The sequence below is a fragment of the Bacillus cereus group sp. BfR-BA-01383 genome (genome assembly GCF_022663495.1).
Taxonomy (GTDB): domain Bacteria; phylum Bacillota; class Bacilli; order Bacillales; family Bacillaceae_G; genus Bacillus_A; species Bacillus_A cereus_AU.
Window position 1 is genome coordinate 16,160 of the sequence record NZ_JAKUFP010000001.1, and the last position, 17,040, is coordinate 33,199.

Below are 17,040 nucleotides of genomic sequence, written 5' to 3' on the forward strand. Positions count from 1 at the left end.
TATTATTACAGTAGAAATATTGTTAACCCATTCTACTACTAATCTACGCCCATACTCCAATATATTAAATCATATTTCCCGAACATTTTGTGAAGAAAACATGAACTTTTTGTGTCGAATATAAAAAACTTAATTCTTACCTACCTTTATCATAACATGATGTTACCTTCTATAATAAACTATTTTGTCATATTTAACACGTATTCTCCCCATTTCTTTTCAAAATAGCCTGTTTTTCACCTAAAAATTTCCTTATAAACCCTATTTTCACACCCGTTTTCTCTAGCTTGTCATCCCCCGCCATTTCTTTGCTATTTTATTATTTTTTATATATCATAGGAACTAGCGCGTTTTATTCTATACATAATGGAATGAAAATATTTCGCAATAACTTCATAGCAGAAAGATGGTGAAAGAGATTGCAACGCTTTATTAAATGGTTAGCAGTCATTACAAGCCTTGATTTATTAGTAGTATTACTAGGAGGCGCTTTAGTTACAAAAACAGGTTCTGGCCAAGGCTGCGGTAAATCATGGCCACTTTGTAACGGTGAATTAGTTCCATCTAATTTATCCATGGAAACTATTATTGAACTAAGTCATCGTTTAACATCAGGATCAGCAGGGATTCTCGTCACTCTCCTTTGTATTTTGTCCTGGAAATATTATAAACATGTGCGCGAAACAAAAACGTTAGCAATTTTATCCTTCGTATTTTTAGTTGCACAAGCATTAATGGGAGCGGCAGCAGTTGTTTGGGGTCAAATTCCAGCTGTACTTGCTATCCATTTCGGTATTTCCTTAATTTCATTCGCTTCTGTCATTTTGTTAACGTGCCTTATTTTTGAAATTGATCAGAAATTTGATGCACGCTCACTCATTATGGACAAAAAGATGAAATTTCATATTTATGGTGTAACAATTTACTGTTATATCGTTGTCTACACGGGCGCTTTAGTACGTCACGAACGAGCTACCTTAGCCTGTCCAGACTTCCCTTTATGTAGCAAGAATAGACCTATGCCAACTCAACTACATGAGTGGGTTCAAATGGGACATAGATTTGCAGCAATGTTAATTTTCGCTTGGATACTATATGCAATGATTATTGCTATTCGCCATTACAAACAGCAACGTGTAATATACTGGGGATGGATCATTTCATTTATCCTTGTTACACTTCAAGCTGTAGTCGGCATTTTAGTCGTATTTACAAATGCTAGTTTGCCAATGGCATTATTACATTCACTCTTCATTTCTTGCTTGTTTGCTGTACTATGCTATTTAGTTATGTTAAGTACAAGAAGTACCGTGAACGCAAAAGAAGCAGAGTTGACTTCTAAGCGAACAGAATAAATATTAAATACCTTGCCATTTTGGCAAGGTATTCTTTGTAATACAGTAAAACTTACGTCAGTGACAATTTCGTCCTCGTTCGCTGATTATTTGTTAACATCAATCGAGGTTTTACAATATAAAAAGAGCTGTGCTTTCACACAGCTCTTTTTATATTTTAGTGATCTAATTCAATAAGTAAGTCACCCGTTTGAATTGCATCCCCATCATTAACATATACTTTCTTCACTTTACCATTGAATGGCGCTTGAACTGTCGTTTCCATTTTCATCGCTTCCGTAATTGCCATAGAATCGCCTTTTTTCACTTCATCGCCTTCTTTTACAACTACTTTAATAACCGTTCCTGGCATTGTTGCGTTAATATGATTTGGATTTTCACGGTTTCCTTTCATACGTTGGGCAACTGTTGCTTTCACACTTTCATCTTTCACAACAATTTCACGTGGTTGACCATTGAATTCCAAGTAAAGAACACGATTTCCATCCGGCTGAGGTTCTCCAATTGATACTAGTTTAACCATCAATGTTTTACCTTGTTCAATTTCCACATCGATTTCTTCACCAAGTCTCATACCATAGAAGAATGTCGGTGTATCGAGCACAGATACATTGCCATAAAGCTCAGCAACTTTTTCGTAGTCCATAAATACTTTTGGATATAATGCATATGCAACTACATCAAAAATCGTTACTTCGCGTCCGAGTTTATGGAATAACTCTTCTTTTAAAGCGTCAAAATCTACTGGCTCTAGTAATTCACCTGGTCTTACTGTTAACGGCTCTTTCCCTTTTAAAATAATTTCTTGTAATTCTTTCGGGAAACCACCGTATGGTTGTCCTAAATCTCCTGAGAACATTTCAACAACAGATCCCGGGAAGTCCATAGAATGTCCTCGTTCTAAAACATCTTGTTCTGTCAGGTGATTTTGAACCATAAATAATGCCATATCACCAACAACTTTTGATGATGGCGTTACTTTTACAATATCCCCAAACATGTCATTCACACGACGGTACATTACTTTTACTTCATCAAAGCGATCTCCTAAACCAACAGCTTTAGCTTGTTGCTGAAGATTACTATATTGTCCGCCCGGCATTTCGTGCATATATACCTCTGTGTGAGGTGCATTCATACCACTTTCAAACGGTGCATAGTATTTACGTACATCTTCCCAATAATGAGATAATTTTTCTAATGAATCTATATTAACATCTGGTTGTCTTTCATTTCCGCCTAATGCATAGTATAGTGTATTCGCACTTGGTTGTGACGTTTGACCAGCCATAGAGCTCACTGCTACATCGACAATATCTACACCAGCTTCAATCGCCTTCGTATACGTTAATATACCATTTCCACTCGTATCGTGTGTGTGTAGGTGAATCGGAATCGATACCGTCTCTTTTAATGCAGAAACTAAATCATATGCCGCGTTAGGTTTTAGTAAGCCTGCCATATCTTTGATTCCTAATATATGAGCTCCTGATGCTTCTAATTCTTTTGCTAAGTTTTTATAATAATTCAAATCATACTTGCTACGTAACGGATCATGAATATCCCCTGTGTAACACATTGTCGCTTCTGCAATTTTACCTGTATCTCGTACAGCATCAATCGCAACTCTCATACCTTCTACCCAGTTTAAGCTATCAAAAATACGGAACACATCAATCCCTGCTTGAGCAGAACATTCCACAAATTTTTGAATTAAATTATCTGGATAGTTTTTGTAACCTACTGCGTTTGAAGAACGGAGTAACATTTGGAATAAAACGTTCGGCATTTTTTCACGAAGATCTAGTAAACGTTCCCATGGATCTTCCTTTAAGAAACGATACGCGACATCAAACGTTGCACCGCCCCACATTTCCGCTGAGAATAGGTTTGGTAACATTCTCGCTGTTGGCTCTGCAATTTGATGTAAATCTTTTGTACGAATACGAGTTGCAAGTAATGACTGATGTCCATCACGGAATGTTGTATCCGTTAAAAGTACACGTTTTTGATCTTGTACCCACTTTACTAATCCATCCGCCCCACGCTCATCCAAAATTTGTTTCGTTCCATTTTGGATTGGCTCTGAGTATTTTACGCTTGGTATACGAGCATCAGGGAAAATTGGCTTCTCTTTTTTCCCTACTCCAGGGAAACCATTTACTGTTACTGAACCAATATAATTTAACATTTTCGTTCCACGGTCTTTACGTTTCGGGAACAAGAATAGTTCAGGTGACACATCAATAAACGAAGTATCATATTCTCCTGATAAAAAGTTTTTATGTTTTACTACATTCTCTAGGAATGGAATATTTGTTTTAATACCACGAATACGGAATTCTTTTAAGTTACGTTCCATTTTTGCAGCAGCTTGCTCAAAAGTAAGCGCCCAAGTTGTAACTTTTACAAGTAAAGAATCATAGTAAGGTGTAATAACTGCACCTTGGAAACTATTACCTGTATCAAGACGCACACCAAAACCACCACCTGATCGGTACGCCATTATTTTTCCTGTATCCGGCATGAAATTATTTAGTGGATCCTCAGTCGTTACACGAGATTGGATTGCAAAACCATGTACAACCACTTCCTCTTGCTTTGGTACACCTACTACCTTACTATGTAACGCATGTCCATCAGCTATTAAAATTTGTGATTGAACGATATCCACTCCTGTAATCATCTCTGTAATCGTATGTTCCACTTGAACACGTGGATTTACTTCAATGAAATAGAAATCATTATCTTTTACAAGGAATTCTACTGTTCCTGCGTTTAAATAATTCACATTCTTCGTCAATTTAACAGCAGCTTCACAAATACGTTGACGCAAATCATCTGACAGCGACACACTCGGTGCAATTTCTACAACTTTTTGATGACGACGTTGTACAGAACAATCACGTTCGTATAAATGAACAACATTTCCCTCTTCATCTGCTAAAATTTGTACTTCTATATGTTTAGGTTTTTCAACGAATTTTTCTACGTATACTTCATCATTACCAAAGGCTGCTTTTGCTTCTGACTTCGCTCGATTATACGATTCTCTTAATTCTTCACTAGTACGTACAATACGCATACCACGACCGCCACCGCCAAGGGACGCTTTAATAATAATCGGGTAATCATACTTTTCAGCAAATTCTGCGACTTCTTCTAATGAATTTATTGGACCATCACTACCAGGAATAACCGGGATTTGTGCTAGCTGCGCTTGTGTTCTTGCTTTAACTTTATCCCCAAACATATCTAAATGCTTACTTTTTGGACCGATAAAGATAATCCCTTCTTCTTCACAACGTTTTGCGAATTGAATATTTTCTGACAAGAAACCATATCCAGGGTGGATTGCATCTACATGATTAGTTTTCGCAATCTCAATAATGCCCTCAATATCTAGATAAGCATCAATTGGCTTTTTCCCTTCCCCAACTAAATAGGACTCATCGGCTTTATAGCGATGATAAGAACCACTATCCTCTTTCGAATAGATTGCAACTGTTTTTAATCCAAGTTCCGAACAAGCTCGAAACACACGAATTGCAATCTCTCCACGGTTAGCTACCAATACTTTTTGAATACGTTGCAGCTTTGTCATGATTTTCCCCCTCTACTTTCCTACCACTCTAGAGATAAAATATATACACACCCTAAAGAGCGTGAAGTTCTTCACTTTCCACATTATATTATACTTAGAAAGCTTCACTTTATTTTTATCCATCATACCTTATTTTTTAACAAATGATAAGTTTTCTGATCAATTTGTTTCACAAAAATAGTATAGCATACCTCTTACTTTTCTAACAACTTAATTGTATATCACATTTGATTAAATGTGATATATTTTTTAACATAATACAAAAATAACATATCATATTTAAACTTATTAAAAAAGAAAAAAAACACATCGTGCTCTAAAGCACAATGTGTTTTTTATTTTACAACTACAAGATGCGGTCCACCTTGTTCTCTTTCCTTAATTAACTCATTCTGTTGTTTCTCTTCTCTTTTTACATGACTAGCAATATTCAATAATATACCCATCGCAAGTAGATTAGCTAATAAGGAACTCCCGCCATAACTAACAAACGGTAAAGGCACTCCCGTAAGCGGTATTAATCCAGACATACCACCGACATTAACAAAAGTTTGTATTCCCAGTAAACTCGCAATGCCAATCGCAATTAAACTTCCAAATGGATCTTTACACTTTTGCGCCACTCTAAACGAACGAATTATAATAAGTAATAAACAGATTAAAATGATAGCTACACCTATAAAGCCTAGTTCTTCAGATATTATCGCCATAATAAAATCCGTTTGCGGCTCTGGTAAGTAACCATACTTTTGCACACTATTCCCCAACCCTCTACCATTCAGCCCCCCAGAAGCAATTCCAATAAATGAATTTACTAATTGAAATCCATCATTTTGAGGGTCGTTAAACGGATCAAGAAATACTGAGAATCGAGCTTTTTGGTACGGACTTAACTTGTAACTTCCAATAAAATACAACGCCGGTATCCATATGATAGACGTTAAAAAGAATCTCTTTATCCACAAATTAACATTAACTCCTGAACAAAAGAACATAATCAGTACAGTTCCACATATTAGTATATCGGTCCCTAAGTCGTTTTGAAGCAAAATGATTACTACTGCTCCACCGACAACAGCTAGTGGTGGAATGATTCCTTGTAAAAAAGGCGTTTGCATCTCTTGTTTCTTAGCAAAAAAGTTTGCTAGTATAATAATAACTGCTATTTTTACAAACTCAGCCGGTTGTATACCTAGTATCCACCCTTTTGCACCATTTACATTCTCACCGAAAATTAAGGCTGCCGCTAGTAAGACAAGACTCCCTAATCCCATCGCTGACAAAATTATTCGTTTTCTCCAAAATTTATAAGGTATCGCAAGGACAATCACTAACAGTATTGTTCCAATAGCTAGAGCAAGTAATTGTTTTTTAAAAAAGTGATTTGCTGGCCAGTTATGCCTTGAAATCGCAACAATGGAACTAGAACTATATACCATTATAACTCCCAACACACATAAGATAACAAGAGGAAGTAATAATGAATAATCCATCGATTTCCATAATTTTTTCATTTCATTTCCTCTCTCTGTTTCGATTTAATTATTGTTGTATTCCATATGTATAAAGGTTCTTCCTGCTTTATTATACAAATAAAAAGCTCAAACTATTTTAGTTTGAGCCCCCTTATTTGAACCCGTTATTGTTGTTTGTTTGTAAATGCTTCATGAAGTGCAGATAACTCACGTTCGAGCTCACCTAACATTGCTTTCCCTTGTTCTTCTGCAATAAGACCAAGGCGAACTGCAAAATCGACCTCGCGGGATAGTCCAAACATCTGCGTGTCTAACACTTCTTCATATAATGGACATTGCGGCATTGTAAGATGGTCCATTTGCACCTTAATAAGTCTTAAAATCTTCTCTGCATCCGCTCGTAGAAGGGCTAGTGCCTTTTCCTGATGATTTGATACTGTCTCAGACGCCAAATTGATTCCCTCCGTTTCCGTCCTACTCTCTCCTATCTATTAATATTAGCGATAGTTTTAATAAATTGCAATAGAAACATTTTTTGTGACAACAGTGTCTAATACTATTATACTGAAAAGTGGGAGTATAACACAAATGGGGGAACAACAATGAGCGAAATTTTATTTATTAACGGAAAAGTTCGTTTTCCAATTACTATAGATCCAACTGTTTGGATTTTTGATGACCGAAAAGTAGATTTAACAACTTTCTTTGATGAAACTAGAGAAGAACCGTCAGAAATGGAAACTTATTTAAAACACACTTCAGAACATTGGGATCGTGAAATCCGGGATGGTGCTGCTTTTCCACCAATACAACAAAGTGTAAAGAAATTTAAAAAAGAGCAACTGATTACTGGAACATTTGGTATACCATTTCATCCTTTCCTTACTAACGCTGAAATTCTAGAAGACGCTATGCAAGTTGAAATTGAAACAGTAGATACTACCATTACACTTCCATTAGAAACGGTCGAAAAGGCCATTCTTGGTTTTTCAAAAGAAGGAAAACCATTAAAAGAGGACGGACCTGTGCATCTATATTTCAATGATGGATCTAACAGAAAAAATCCGATCCGTAACATCCGTAAATTCACAATTATTTAATGTGTATAAAAAGGAGTGAGCCTAGGCTCACTCCTTTTTATAATAAATCTGCTGCTAGTTGAGCTAAGTTAGATCGCTCTCCTTTAACAAACTTTACATGCCCACTAATTCGTTGCTCTTTAAATTTCTCCACAACGTATGTTAAACCGTTATTATATTCATCTAAATATGGATGATCGATTTGCTGAGGATCTCCCATTAATACAATCTTACTTTTTTCGCCTACCCTTGTTAATATCGTCTTCACTTCATGCTTCGTTAAATTTTGTGCCTCATCAATAATAATGAATTGGTCTGGAATACTTCTGCCCCTTATATAAGTAAGCGCTTCTACTTCAATCGAACCCATTCCAGCTAAAATAGCATCTAATTCCCCTGGCTTTTTCGTATTAAATAAATACTCTAGATTATCAAAAATCGGCTGCATCCATGGTCTTAATTTTTCTTCTTTTTCTCCTGGTAAATAACCAATATCTTTTCCGACTGGAACAATTGGCCTTGCAACAAGTAGTTTTTTATATAACCCTAAATCTTCCGTTTGCATGAGTCCCGAAGCTAACGCAAGTAACGTTTTTCCTGTACCAGCTTTCCCGGTTAACGTTACAAGTGGAATATCTTCGCGAAGCAACAATTCTAATCCCATTATTTGCTGCACATTTCGTGGCCGTATTCCCCACACTTGCTCATTGTGAAAAATAAGTTTCTTCACCTTCTTACCTAAGTGATCCACAATTCCAAGTGCAGAACTAGAACCCCCTAGTGCATCTTTCATTACTACAAACTGATTTGGATAAAAAGGATGGTTTGCAATTTCAGATAAAGGTAATTCACCTTTTTCATAAAAATAATCCAATTGTTCTTTTGATATATATCCTTCTAAAAATCCTGAGTATATATTATCTACTTCAATTACGCGATCGCTTAAATAATCTTCCGCCTTCAATCCAATTGCATCAGCTTTTACCCTGACGAGCACGTCTTTACTTACTAAAATAACAGACTTCCCGTCCTCTTTTTCTTGTTCTTCTAAAGATAGATTTTTTGCTACAGCTAAAATTCGATTATCATTTGTTTTTTCTACAAAAATATCTTGTAGTTGAACAAATGAACGATGATTTAATTCAATACGAAATGTACCGCCGTTTTCTAACGGAATACTTTCATGCAGCTTTCCTATTTCACGAAATTTGTCTATTAACTTGGATACATAACGAGCGTTTCGTCCTACTTCGTCCATATAACGTTTTTTCGAATCAACCTCTTCTAATACAACTGCCGGAATCACTACTTCATTGGTTTCAAATGAAAAAATAGATAAAGGATCCTGCAAAAGCACATTCGTATCTAACACATAAATTTTATCCAACCTGTTACCCCCTGACTCCACTTTTAATTTGTAGAACAAGGGTTTCATCCATAAAATATGGACGAACCATTGTTATAATTATATGTACCGTATAAACGAGGTAGAATCGAAAATCATAGCAATTAAACCTTTTCTTTATTATTTTTTATTCATTTCTATTCAATATATTACTTTTAATTATAATTATTAACATTAAATCACAATAATCGATTCCAAATGTTCATGAACAAGTTTTTTCTTCATCTCATTTATAATTCTTTCATTCCTACCAACACTTGGTTATCCAGCTTTTTTGCTGCCCGAAGATCGTATGTTTTTTCATATGTTGGTTCAATTGCGAGTTTCGCTCCATAAAACATAACATCACGTACTTCTTGCACATTTACTTCTATTACAGTTAATTTTAGAGGAATGCCTTCCATTCTATCTGTCAAAATTTCACCTGCACCACTTATGGAAAATACGGATTCATTCGCCATTATAGTCAATACCACTCCTGTATTGCGCCTTATATTTTCCACAATACGTGAACGTTGATCTACCGCAAATCGAATACTAGTTTCACTCACTGCATACACCCAAGAAATAGCACTTACGTTAGGAACTTGTTTTTCAAAATCTGTTGTTGCTACCATAACAATACATTCTTTACGGAACGTTTGTACTAAATCGTCTGTTAATGTAGGCTCTACTACATTCGCCATATTTCCACCTCCAAATATACTTAATGTATCCTTATCATAACTTATTTTTCGAATTGCGAAAATATTATTTTTTCCTGCTATTATTCAAAAACATTACGCTTCCGTGATATACTTATACTGATAGAATTCGTATTGAGGTGACGAAATGAGAGTCAAGTGTATGATTTGTGATAAAAAAGATATGTTAGATGATGAAAATCCTATGGCAAAAAAACTACGTAATCGCCCTATTCATACATATATGTGCACGGAATGTTCGGAACGCATTGCAGAGCGTACGATGGAGCGTCATGCAAGTGGTACTTTCCGACTATATCGTGATAAAAAAGTAGAAGACGATTGGTAAAATATAAATAAGTCCTTAATCATATAGATAAGGACTTATTTATATTTTTCGGGTTCACGATCCATCTGATCCAAAAAACAGTCAATAGCTTCTAACGGAAACCTCACAGATTTTCTTTCCTCATTAATTTCGTATGTAATCAAATACATTTCCTCGTTCTTTTTAACTTCTACATTCCTTAATTTGTATTCTTCATATATCATATTTTGAAATAACAAATACGTTTCTTCTGCAGCACTATCATCCGGACGTGCTTCAGCAACTGTTTTAATTGTTAACCAATTATATAGTGCATCTTGTACTGAACGCATGAAACCTTCCCCCTTCTCATCCTACTTTTTGTTGTTTCGCTTGACGTAAACGTAGCCTATAAATCCCAAGTACAATCGCCGCCACAACAAGCCCCTCTCCAATAGGTAAAAAAACTGCAAAGAAAGTTAAAACCGTGCACCCAATTGCTAAAGATATATATATCACTATATTTTTTAATACCGATAGCTTCCTTGCAAATCCTAAATTGTATACAAGTGCACTTAATATGATAATCGTTCCATACAGCAACCACATCCCTAACTCTGGATTTTCATCCACCTTACATAATTTAGCAAAAAAAGACATCCTCTCTAACACACTCTTCCCCCCCTAGCAATAAAAATAAGTTTTCTTTATGTACTTAATACAAGAGTACCTCGTGAAAAAAATACTGTCCACAAAAAAGAGTAAATATTCTAAAAAATAAGCGTAATAAAAAAACAGCTACCTTTATCCAAGGTAGCTGCTCTATTATTTTACGCTTCTACAGATTTCTTTTTCTTAGCAGCTCTTTCGCGCTCGCTCTTATCAAGAATCTTTTTACGTAAACGAATTGATTCTGGAGTTACTTCACAGTATTCGTCTTCGTTTAAGTACTCTAATGACTCTTCTAAAGTCATTAAGCGTGGTTTTTTCATTGTTGAAGTTTGATCTTTCGTCGCAGAACGAATATTAGTTTGTTGTTTCATTTTTACAACGTTAACTGTTAAATCATTCTCACGTGTATGTTCTCCTACAATCATACCAGCATATACTTCTGTACCTGGTTCAACGAAGATTACACCGCGATCTTCAACTTGCATAATACCGTATTGTGATGCTTTTCCTGTTTCAAGTGAAACTAGAACACCTTGGCGACGTCCACCAACTTGCCCAGCGTGTACTGGTTGGTAAGAGTCGAATGTGTGGTTTAAAATACCGTAACCACGAGTTAATGTTAGGAATTCTGTAGTGTAACCAATTAAACCACGTGCTGGAACCATGAAAGTAAGGCGAACTTGACCGTTTCCGTTATTCACCATATCTAACATTTCACCTTTACGCGCACCCATAGATTCCATAATAGAACCAGTGTACTCTTCAGGTACATCGATTTGTACACGCTCTACAGGCTCACATCTTACGCCATCAACTTCTTTAATGATTACTTCCGGCTTAGATACTTGTAACTCATAACCTTCACGACGCATGTTTTCGATTAAGATAGATAAATGTAATTCTCCACGTCCAGATACGATCCATGCATCCGGAGAATCTGTATTATCTACACGTAAACTTACGTCCGTTTCTAATTGTGAACGAAGACGCTCTTCAATTTTACGAGATGTAATAAATTTACCTTCACGACCTGCAAATGGGCTGTTATTTACAAGGAATGTCATTTGTAGTGTTGGCTCATCAATACGTAATAATGGTAAAGCCTCTTCATGCTCAACTGGACATACCGTTTCACCTACGTTAATGTCTTCCATACCTGAAACAGCTACTAAATCTCCAGCTTTTGCTTCTTCAATTTCTTGACGTTTTAATCCAATGTAACCAAATAATTTCGTTACACGGAATTGTTTTACAGTTCCGTCAACCTTCATTAATGCAACTTGTTGTCCTACTTTCATTGTACCGCGGAATACGCGTCCAACACCGATACGGCCAACATAGTCATTGTAATCAAGAAGTGCTACTTGGAATTGAAGTGGCTCATCACTGTTATCAACTGGTGCTGGAATATGTTCAATAATTGTGTCAAATAATGATTTCATATTCTCTTCTTGATTTGCTGGATTTGAATCTAAGCTTGCTGTTCCGTTCATTGCTGATGCAAATACTACTGGGAACTCTAATTGATCTTCGTTTGCACCAAGTTCGATGAATAAGTCGACTACTTCATCAACTACTTCATCAGGGCGAGCGAAGTCACGGTCAATTTTGTTTACAACAACGATTGGAGTTAAGTTTTGCTCAAGAGCTTTCTTTAAAACAAATCGTGTTTGCGGCATACAACCTTCATATGCATCAACAACAAGTAAAACACCATCAACCATTTTCATGATACGTTCTACTTCTCCACCGAAGTCAGCATGACCAGGTGTATCTAAAATGTTAATTCTTTTATCTTCATAGTGAATCGCAGTATTCTTCGCTAAAATTGTAATACCACGTTCTCTTTCTAGATCGTTTGAGTCCATTGCGCGTTCTTCAATATGTTCATTCGCACGGAACGTCCCCGCTTGACGTAATAACTGGTCAACAAGTGTTGTTTTACCATGGTCAACGTGGGCAATAATTGCTATATTTCGTAAATCTTGTCGTTTTTTCAACATGTCCAACTCCTAATGTCTTTTTAATCCTTCTCTATTATAAGAGCGAAGGGGATACAATGGCAATCAAAATAAAAGCAAGAATGAAAATATAGTTGTATTCTTACTTTTGTGAAAGTAAAATGAGATTGGAGGGTGAAGAAATGGAACACATTCAATATCGCTTTTTATTAACCGCAATTATCGGTGTGATTTTCTTAATTGGTATCGGCATTATGATTGCTGAAAATAGTCCCATCGGTGTTATTATTTGCATTATCGGCACATTTGTTACAGTTGGATACGGTTTTGTAACAAAAAGAAAAATGCGTAAATCGCAATAACGTTAAAAAGTAAGAAGCTTCTTTCATAGCCTCTTACTTTTTTTGTTATTGCGATACGAATGGTAATATTTCTTCATATACCCTTGGTTTTCCAACTAACACACTGCTCTTCTCTACGATAGAAAGTGGATTTCCGGAGAATGTTGTCACCTTTCCTCCAACTTCCTCTACTATTATTTGTCCCCCACCAAAATCCCATGGTGATAATCTCGGTGTTACATATGCATCTATTCTTCCTGTTGCAACATATACCATTTCTAACGCTGCACAACCATATGACCTAGTGCCTCTCGCTTTCTTAACAAGCGTCATCATTTTTTCCATATTAAGCAACGGGTTGTCGGTAAGCCATATTGCATTTAGAGCAATAATCCCTTGCTCTACTGTCCCTTCTTCCAGCATAGGAATAGATACATCATTACAAAAAGCCCCTTCCCCCTTTACAGCATGATATAATTCATCATGAACTGGATCATAAATAAGACCAATTCTTCCGATACCGTTCTCATAAATTCCAATTGAAATTGCGAAATTTCTTTTTTGATGAACAAAGTTCATCGTGCCATCAATTGGATCAATTAACCAAACAACCCCATCAGATGAAGTAACCTCATCTCCGTAACCTTCTTCGCCTAAAATATAATGGTCTGGGTATGTTTCTTTAATTTTCCCAATTAAAAACTGCTCCGTTTCTCTGTCCATATTCGTTACTAAATCCGCTGCATTTGATTTTGTTTCTATAATAAGTGCTTTTTTCATTGTTACCATTAAACGCTCTCCTGCGTCTCGAATCCATTGTTTCGCGTGTGTATCGATGTCTTTCCATACCTCGTGCATGTTTAAACACTCCGATCTTTACTGTTCACAGAAAAAACGAACCCTTTATAAGGTTCGCACCAACTAATTTTTTATACATATACTATTATTACGCTTCTAAACGAATCATTTCAAGTCTTAACACTTCTAACTTCTGTACACACTCTTCTTTTTTCTGTTTATCGTCTTCCATCATCGCATCATATAAAGTTGCTAATTCATAATCTAGCTCCAAACGTAGCACCGGAATTCTCTTTTCAGCATCTGTTCTCTTTAACGCATTAATCACCTGTCTCATATTATTTGCCTCCTCCCAATATTCGTTTGCCCTCGGACTAGAATTAATTCAATTTTCTGATTTTTTGTTTTATACTATACTATGTTGGATAAATCATCTATGCAACAAAATTATATTTTTTTATTTAAATTTTTTTGTGCTGTTTTTTTTATGAATAGTACAAGCTATGCTAAAATAAAAGCAAAATAGGAGTTGGAGGAACAATCATGACACTACAAACATTCAAATCAACTGATTTTGATGTATTCACAGTTGATGGTCTCGAAGAACGAATGAGTGCAATTAAAACGAATATTCATCCTAAGCTAGAAGCTTTAGGGGAACAGTTTGCAGAGTATTTATCCAAGCAAACTGATGAAAACTTTTTCTATCATGTAGCAAAACATGCACGTCGCAAAGTCAATCCACCAAACGATACTTGGGTTGCTTTTTCAACAAATAAACGCGGATATAAAATGCTACCACACTTCCAAATTGGGTTATGGGGTACTCATGCCTTCATATACTTTGGTTTAATTTATGAGTGTCCACAAAAAGTGGAGACGGCTCACGCCTTCTTAGAACATTTAAATGATTTAAAAACAAATATTCCAAATGACTTCGTTTGGTCCATTGACCATACTAAACCAAGTGTAAAATTACATAAAACACTTGGAACAGAAGACTTACAAAAGATGATTGAACGTTTAGCTACTGTGAAAAAAGCAGAATTATTAGTCGGTATTCATATATCACCAGAGGAGTTTTCAGCAATGACCAACGAACAATTCCTTGCTAAGATTGAATCTACGATGCAATCACTCCTTCCCTTATATGCACTTTGTAATCGATAGTAGAAAACGGACAATTTATATTGTCCGTTTTTAGTTGTTATCACATTATATCACTTCAGTTTTTATTTTTCAAAATATTTTTTATATTTTTACTAACTTTTGTTCTTCGGCTTCTTTGGCCTTTTGAATGGCACGGTATATAGAATATCCACTTACTTCTTGAAACTCTTTATCAATTTTCTTTTCTTCTGCTTTTGATGGAACAATCTCTTTAAAACGACGATATAACCCCATTAATTCTTCTCGTTTAATTCCTTTTTCATATACTTTCTCTATTGCTTCATAAAACTTCACAATTGTAACCATTTCCTCATTTGACCAATTATAATCTAACGGATATTGATATTCCATTTTGCACCTCATTTATCATTTCTTATTGTTTCATTATGCTATCTTAAAGAATCTTTTTCTTCTCCACTATAGCCACTTTGCATTATACACTATTTATTCATTTTGATGGAATTGTCTTCCTCTATTAATTAGTTGAACTTAACTATTAAACATACTCACCTTAAAAACATTTTTTTCTATACATCTATAATTATTGGTGATATAATGCTTTTGTTTTATAGAAAATAAAGTGAACCTACCATCTCAAAAACGCTTTTGTGAATGGCAGAAAAACAAGTCTCATTCTAAAAAGAACTTAACTTTTTTAGAACAAGATTATATAAAACAAGTTATACTAAATATTATGAAGAAGAAGGGGTGTATAGATTGTCCCAATACGAAACACCATTGTTTACCGCTTTAGTTGAGCACAGTAAGCGAAATCCAATTCAATTCCATATTCCTGGTCATAAAAAAGGACAGGGCATGGATCCTATATTTCGCGAATTTATTGGGCATAACGCATTAGCAATTGATTTAATTAATATTGCGCCACTCGATGATTTGCATCATCCAAAGGGTATGATTAAAGAGGCACAAAATTTAGCCGCTGCTGCATTTGGTGCAGATCATACTTTCTTTTCTGTTCAAGGTACAAGTGGCGCTATTATGACAATGGTGATGAGCGTTTGCGGTCCTGGTGACAAAATCCTAGTACCAAGAAACGTGCATAAATCAGTAATGTCAGCTATTATTTTTTCAGGTGCAAAACCTATATTCATGCATCCTGAAATCGATCCAAAACTCGGTATTTCTCATGGAATCACAATTCAATCTGTCAAAAAGGCACTTGAAGAACACCCAGATGCGAAGGGCTTACTTGTTATTAATCCAACATACTTTGGCTTTGCTGCAGACTTAGAACAGATTGTACAATTAGCACATTCTTACGATATCCCTGTACTAGTCGATGAGGCTCATGGTGTTCATATTCATTTTCACGATGAATTGCCGATGTCAGCGATGCAAGCTGGTGCAGATATGGCAGCAACAAGTGTACACAAATTAGGAGGATCTTTAACTCAAAGTTCTATTCTGAATGTGAAAGAAGGCCTTGTGAACGTAAAACATGTCCAATCTATTATTAGCATGCTTACGACTACATCAACTTCTTACATCTTATTAGCATCTCTTGATGTTGCTAGAAAACGCCTTGCTACAGAAGGAACAGCGCTCATTGAACAAACAATACAATTAGCTGAACATGTTCGTGATGCTATAAATGCTATTGAGCATCTTTACTGTCCTGGAAAAGAAATGTTAGGTACAGACGCTACTTTTAACTATGATCCTACAAAGATAATTGTATCTGTAAAAGATTTAGGTATTACCGGCCATCAAGCTGAAGTATGGCTTAGAGAGCACTATAACATTGAAGTAGAACTCTCAGATTTATACAACATACTATGTCTTATCACTTTAGGAGATACAGAAAGTGAGACAAATACACTTATTGTAGCATTACAAGATTTAGCAGCAACGTTTAGAAATAGGGCAGATAAAGGTGTTCAAGTACAAGTAGAAATTCCAGAAATACCGGTGCTAGCACTTTCTCCTCGAGATGCTTTTTATTCGGAAACAGAAGTCATTCCATTTGAAAATGCAGCAGGTCGTATTATAGCTGATTTTGTTATGGTTTATCCACCAGGGATTCCAATCTTTACTCCGGGGGAAATTATTACACAAGATAATTTAGAGTATATTCGTAAAAATTTAGAAGCAGGTTTACCTGTACAAGGTCCTGAAGATATGACATTACAAACATTACGTGTTATTAAAGAGTACAAGCCTATCAGTTGA

The 17,040-nt window shown here is 35.7% G+C and carries 17 protein-coding genes; 6 read left to right on the forward strand and 11 right to left on the reverse strand.

Annotated features, from left to right (window positions below; all coding sequences use genetic code 11):
- Nucleotides 1–419: 419 nt before the first annotated feature.
- A complete protein-coding gene (gene ctaA / locus MR065_RS00105; RefSeq protein ID WP_242212040.1) occupies nt 420–1,355 on the forward strand; it encodes a heme A synthase in 936 nt (311 codons plus the stop codon).
- 157 nt (nt 1,356–1,512) lie between these two features.
- Here the strand turns inward: ctaA and pyc are convergent, their stop codons facing one another.
- From pyc to MR065_RS00120, 3 genes are all read right to left on the reverse strand, one after another.
- Nucleotides 1,513–4,959 (reverse strand): pyruvate carboxylase, encoded by a 3,447-nt coding sequence (gene pyc / locus MR065_RS00110; RefSeq protein ID WP_242212041.1) that lies wholly within the window; start codon nt 4,957–4,959, stop codon nt 1,513–1,515.
- 335 nt (nt 4,960–5,294) lie between these two features.
- Nucleotides 5,295–6,473, reverse strand: coding sequence for a putative lipid II flippase FtsW (gene ftsW, locus MR065_RS00115; RefSeq protein ID WP_242212042.1), 1,179 nt, complete (start codon nt 6,471–6,473; stop codon nt 5,295–5,297).
- Between the two features lie 125 nt (nt 6,474–6,598).
- Nucleotides 6,599–6,886 carry an Fpa/YlaN family protein gene (locus MR065_RS00120; RefSeq protein WP_000135699.1) on the reverse strand — a complete coding sequence of 96 codons (288 nt, stop codon included), beginning with the start codon at nt 6,884–6,886 and terminating at the stop codon, nt 6,599–6,601.
- A gap of 150 nt (nt 6,887–7,036) precedes the next feature.
- Here MR065_RS00120 and MR065_RS00125 point away from each other — a divergent pair, with 150 nt between their 5' ends.
- Nucleotides 7,037–7,534 carry a molybdopterin-binding protein gene (locus MR065_RS00125; protein ID WP_242212043.1) on the forward strand — a complete coding sequence of 166 codons (498 nt, stop codon included), beginning with the start codon at nt 7,037–7,039 and terminating at the stop codon, nt 7,532–7,534.
- A gap of 37 nt (nt 7,535–7,571) precedes the next feature.
- On the opposite strand, the gene MR065_RS00130 is transcribed toward MR065_RS00125, so the two are convergent.
- Nucleotides 7,572–8,900, reverse strand: a complete 1,329-nt coding sequence (locus MR065_RS00130; RefSeq protein ID WP_000358079.1) for a PhoH family protein — start codon at nt 8,898–8,900, stop codon at nt 7,572–7,574.
- A gap of 248 nt (nt 8,901–9,148) precedes the next feature.
- Nucleotides 9,149–9,604, reverse strand: coding sequence for a pyridoxamine 5'-phosphate oxidase family protein (locus tag MR065_RS00135; protein WP_097904460.1), 456 nt, complete (start codon nt 9,602–9,604; stop codon nt 9,149–9,151).
- Nucleotides 9,605–9,749: 145 nt separating this feature from the next.
- Between MR065_RS00135 and MR065_RS00140 the strand changes: the two genes are divergently transcribed.
- On the forward strand, nt 9,750–9,950 hold the full coding sequence (locus MR065_RS00140; RefSeq protein WP_097904461.1) for a YlaI family protein: 201 nt from the start codon (nt 9,750–9,752) through the stop codon (nt 9,948–9,950).
- A 35-nt stretch (nt 9,951–9,985) separates the two neighbouring features.
- Here MR065_RS00140 and MR065_RS00145 read toward each other — a convergent pair whose 3' ends face one another.
- From MR065_RS00145 to typA, 3 genes are all read right to left on the reverse strand, one after another.
- A complete protein-coding gene (locus MR065_RS00145) occupies nt 9,986–10,261 on the reverse strand; it encodes a hypothetical protein (RefSeq protein WP_098267911.1) in 276 nt (91 codons plus the stop codon).
- A gap of 16 nt (nt 10,262–10,277) precedes the next feature.
- Nucleotides 10,278–10,580: a YlaH-like family protein gene (locus MR065_RS00150; protein WP_242212044.1), complete on the reverse strand. Its 303-nt coding sequence runs from the start codon at nt 10,578–10,580 to the stop codon at nt 10,278–10,280.
- A 158-nt stretch (nt 10,581–10,738) separates the two neighbouring features.
- Nucleotides 10,739–12,583, reverse strand: a complete 1,845-nt coding sequence (gene typA / locus MR065_RS00155; RefSeq protein ID WP_098267912.1) for a translational GTPase TypA — start codon at nt 12,581–12,583, stop codon at nt 10,739–10,741.
- Between the two features lie 140 nt (nt 12,584–12,723).
- Between typA and MR065_RS00160 the strand changes: the two genes are divergently transcribed.
- Nucleotides 12,724–12,903, forward strand: a complete 180-nt coding sequence (locus tag MR065_RS00160; RefSeq protein WP_071746871.1) for a DUF5325 family protein — start codon at nt 12,724–12,726, stop codon at nt 12,901–12,903.
- Nucleotides 12,904–12,948: 45 nt separating this feature from the next.
- Here the strand turns inward: MR065_RS00160 and MR065_RS00165 are convergent, their stop codons facing one another.
- Together MR065_RS00165 and MR065_RS00170 are read right to left on the reverse strand one after the other, a co-directional pair.
- Entirely contained in the window at nt 12,949–13,740 is a 792-nt protein-coding gene (locus MR065_RS00165) for an inositol monophosphatase family protein (RefSeq protein ID WP_098989385.1), read from the reverse strand.
- Between the two features lie 88 nt (nt 13,741–13,828).
- Nucleotides 13,829–14,017 carry a hypothetical protein gene (locus MR065_RS00170; RefSeq protein WP_001250164.1) on the reverse strand — a complete coding sequence of 63 codons (189 nt, stop codon included), beginning with the start codon at nt 14,015–14,017 and terminating at the stop codon, nt 13,829–13,831.
- 206 nt (nt 14,018–14,223) lie between these two features.
- On the opposite strand from MR065_RS00170, the gene MR065_RS00175 reads away from it, so the two are divergent.
- Nucleotides 14,224–14,850, forward strand: coding sequence for a YktB family protein (locus tag MR065_RS00175; protein WP_242212045.1), 627 nt, complete (start codon nt 14,224–14,226; stop codon nt 14,848–14,850).
- 81 nt (nt 14,851–14,931) lie between these two features.
- Here the strand turns inward: MR065_RS00175 and MR065_RS00180 are convergent, their stop codons facing one another.
- On the reverse strand, nt 14,932–15,201 hold the full coding sequence (locus tag MR065_RS00180) for a UPF0223 family protein (RefSeq protein ID WP_242212046.1): 270 nt from the start codon (nt 15,199–15,201) through the stop codon (nt 14,932–14,934).
- Nucleotides 15,202–15,567: 366 nt separating this feature from the next.
- On the opposite strand from MR065_RS00180, the gene speA reads away from it, so the two are divergent.
- Entirely contained in the window at nt 15,568–17,040 is a 1,473-nt protein-coding gene (gene speA / locus MR065_RS00185; RefSeq protein ID WP_141436418.1) for an arginine decarboxylase, read from the forward strand.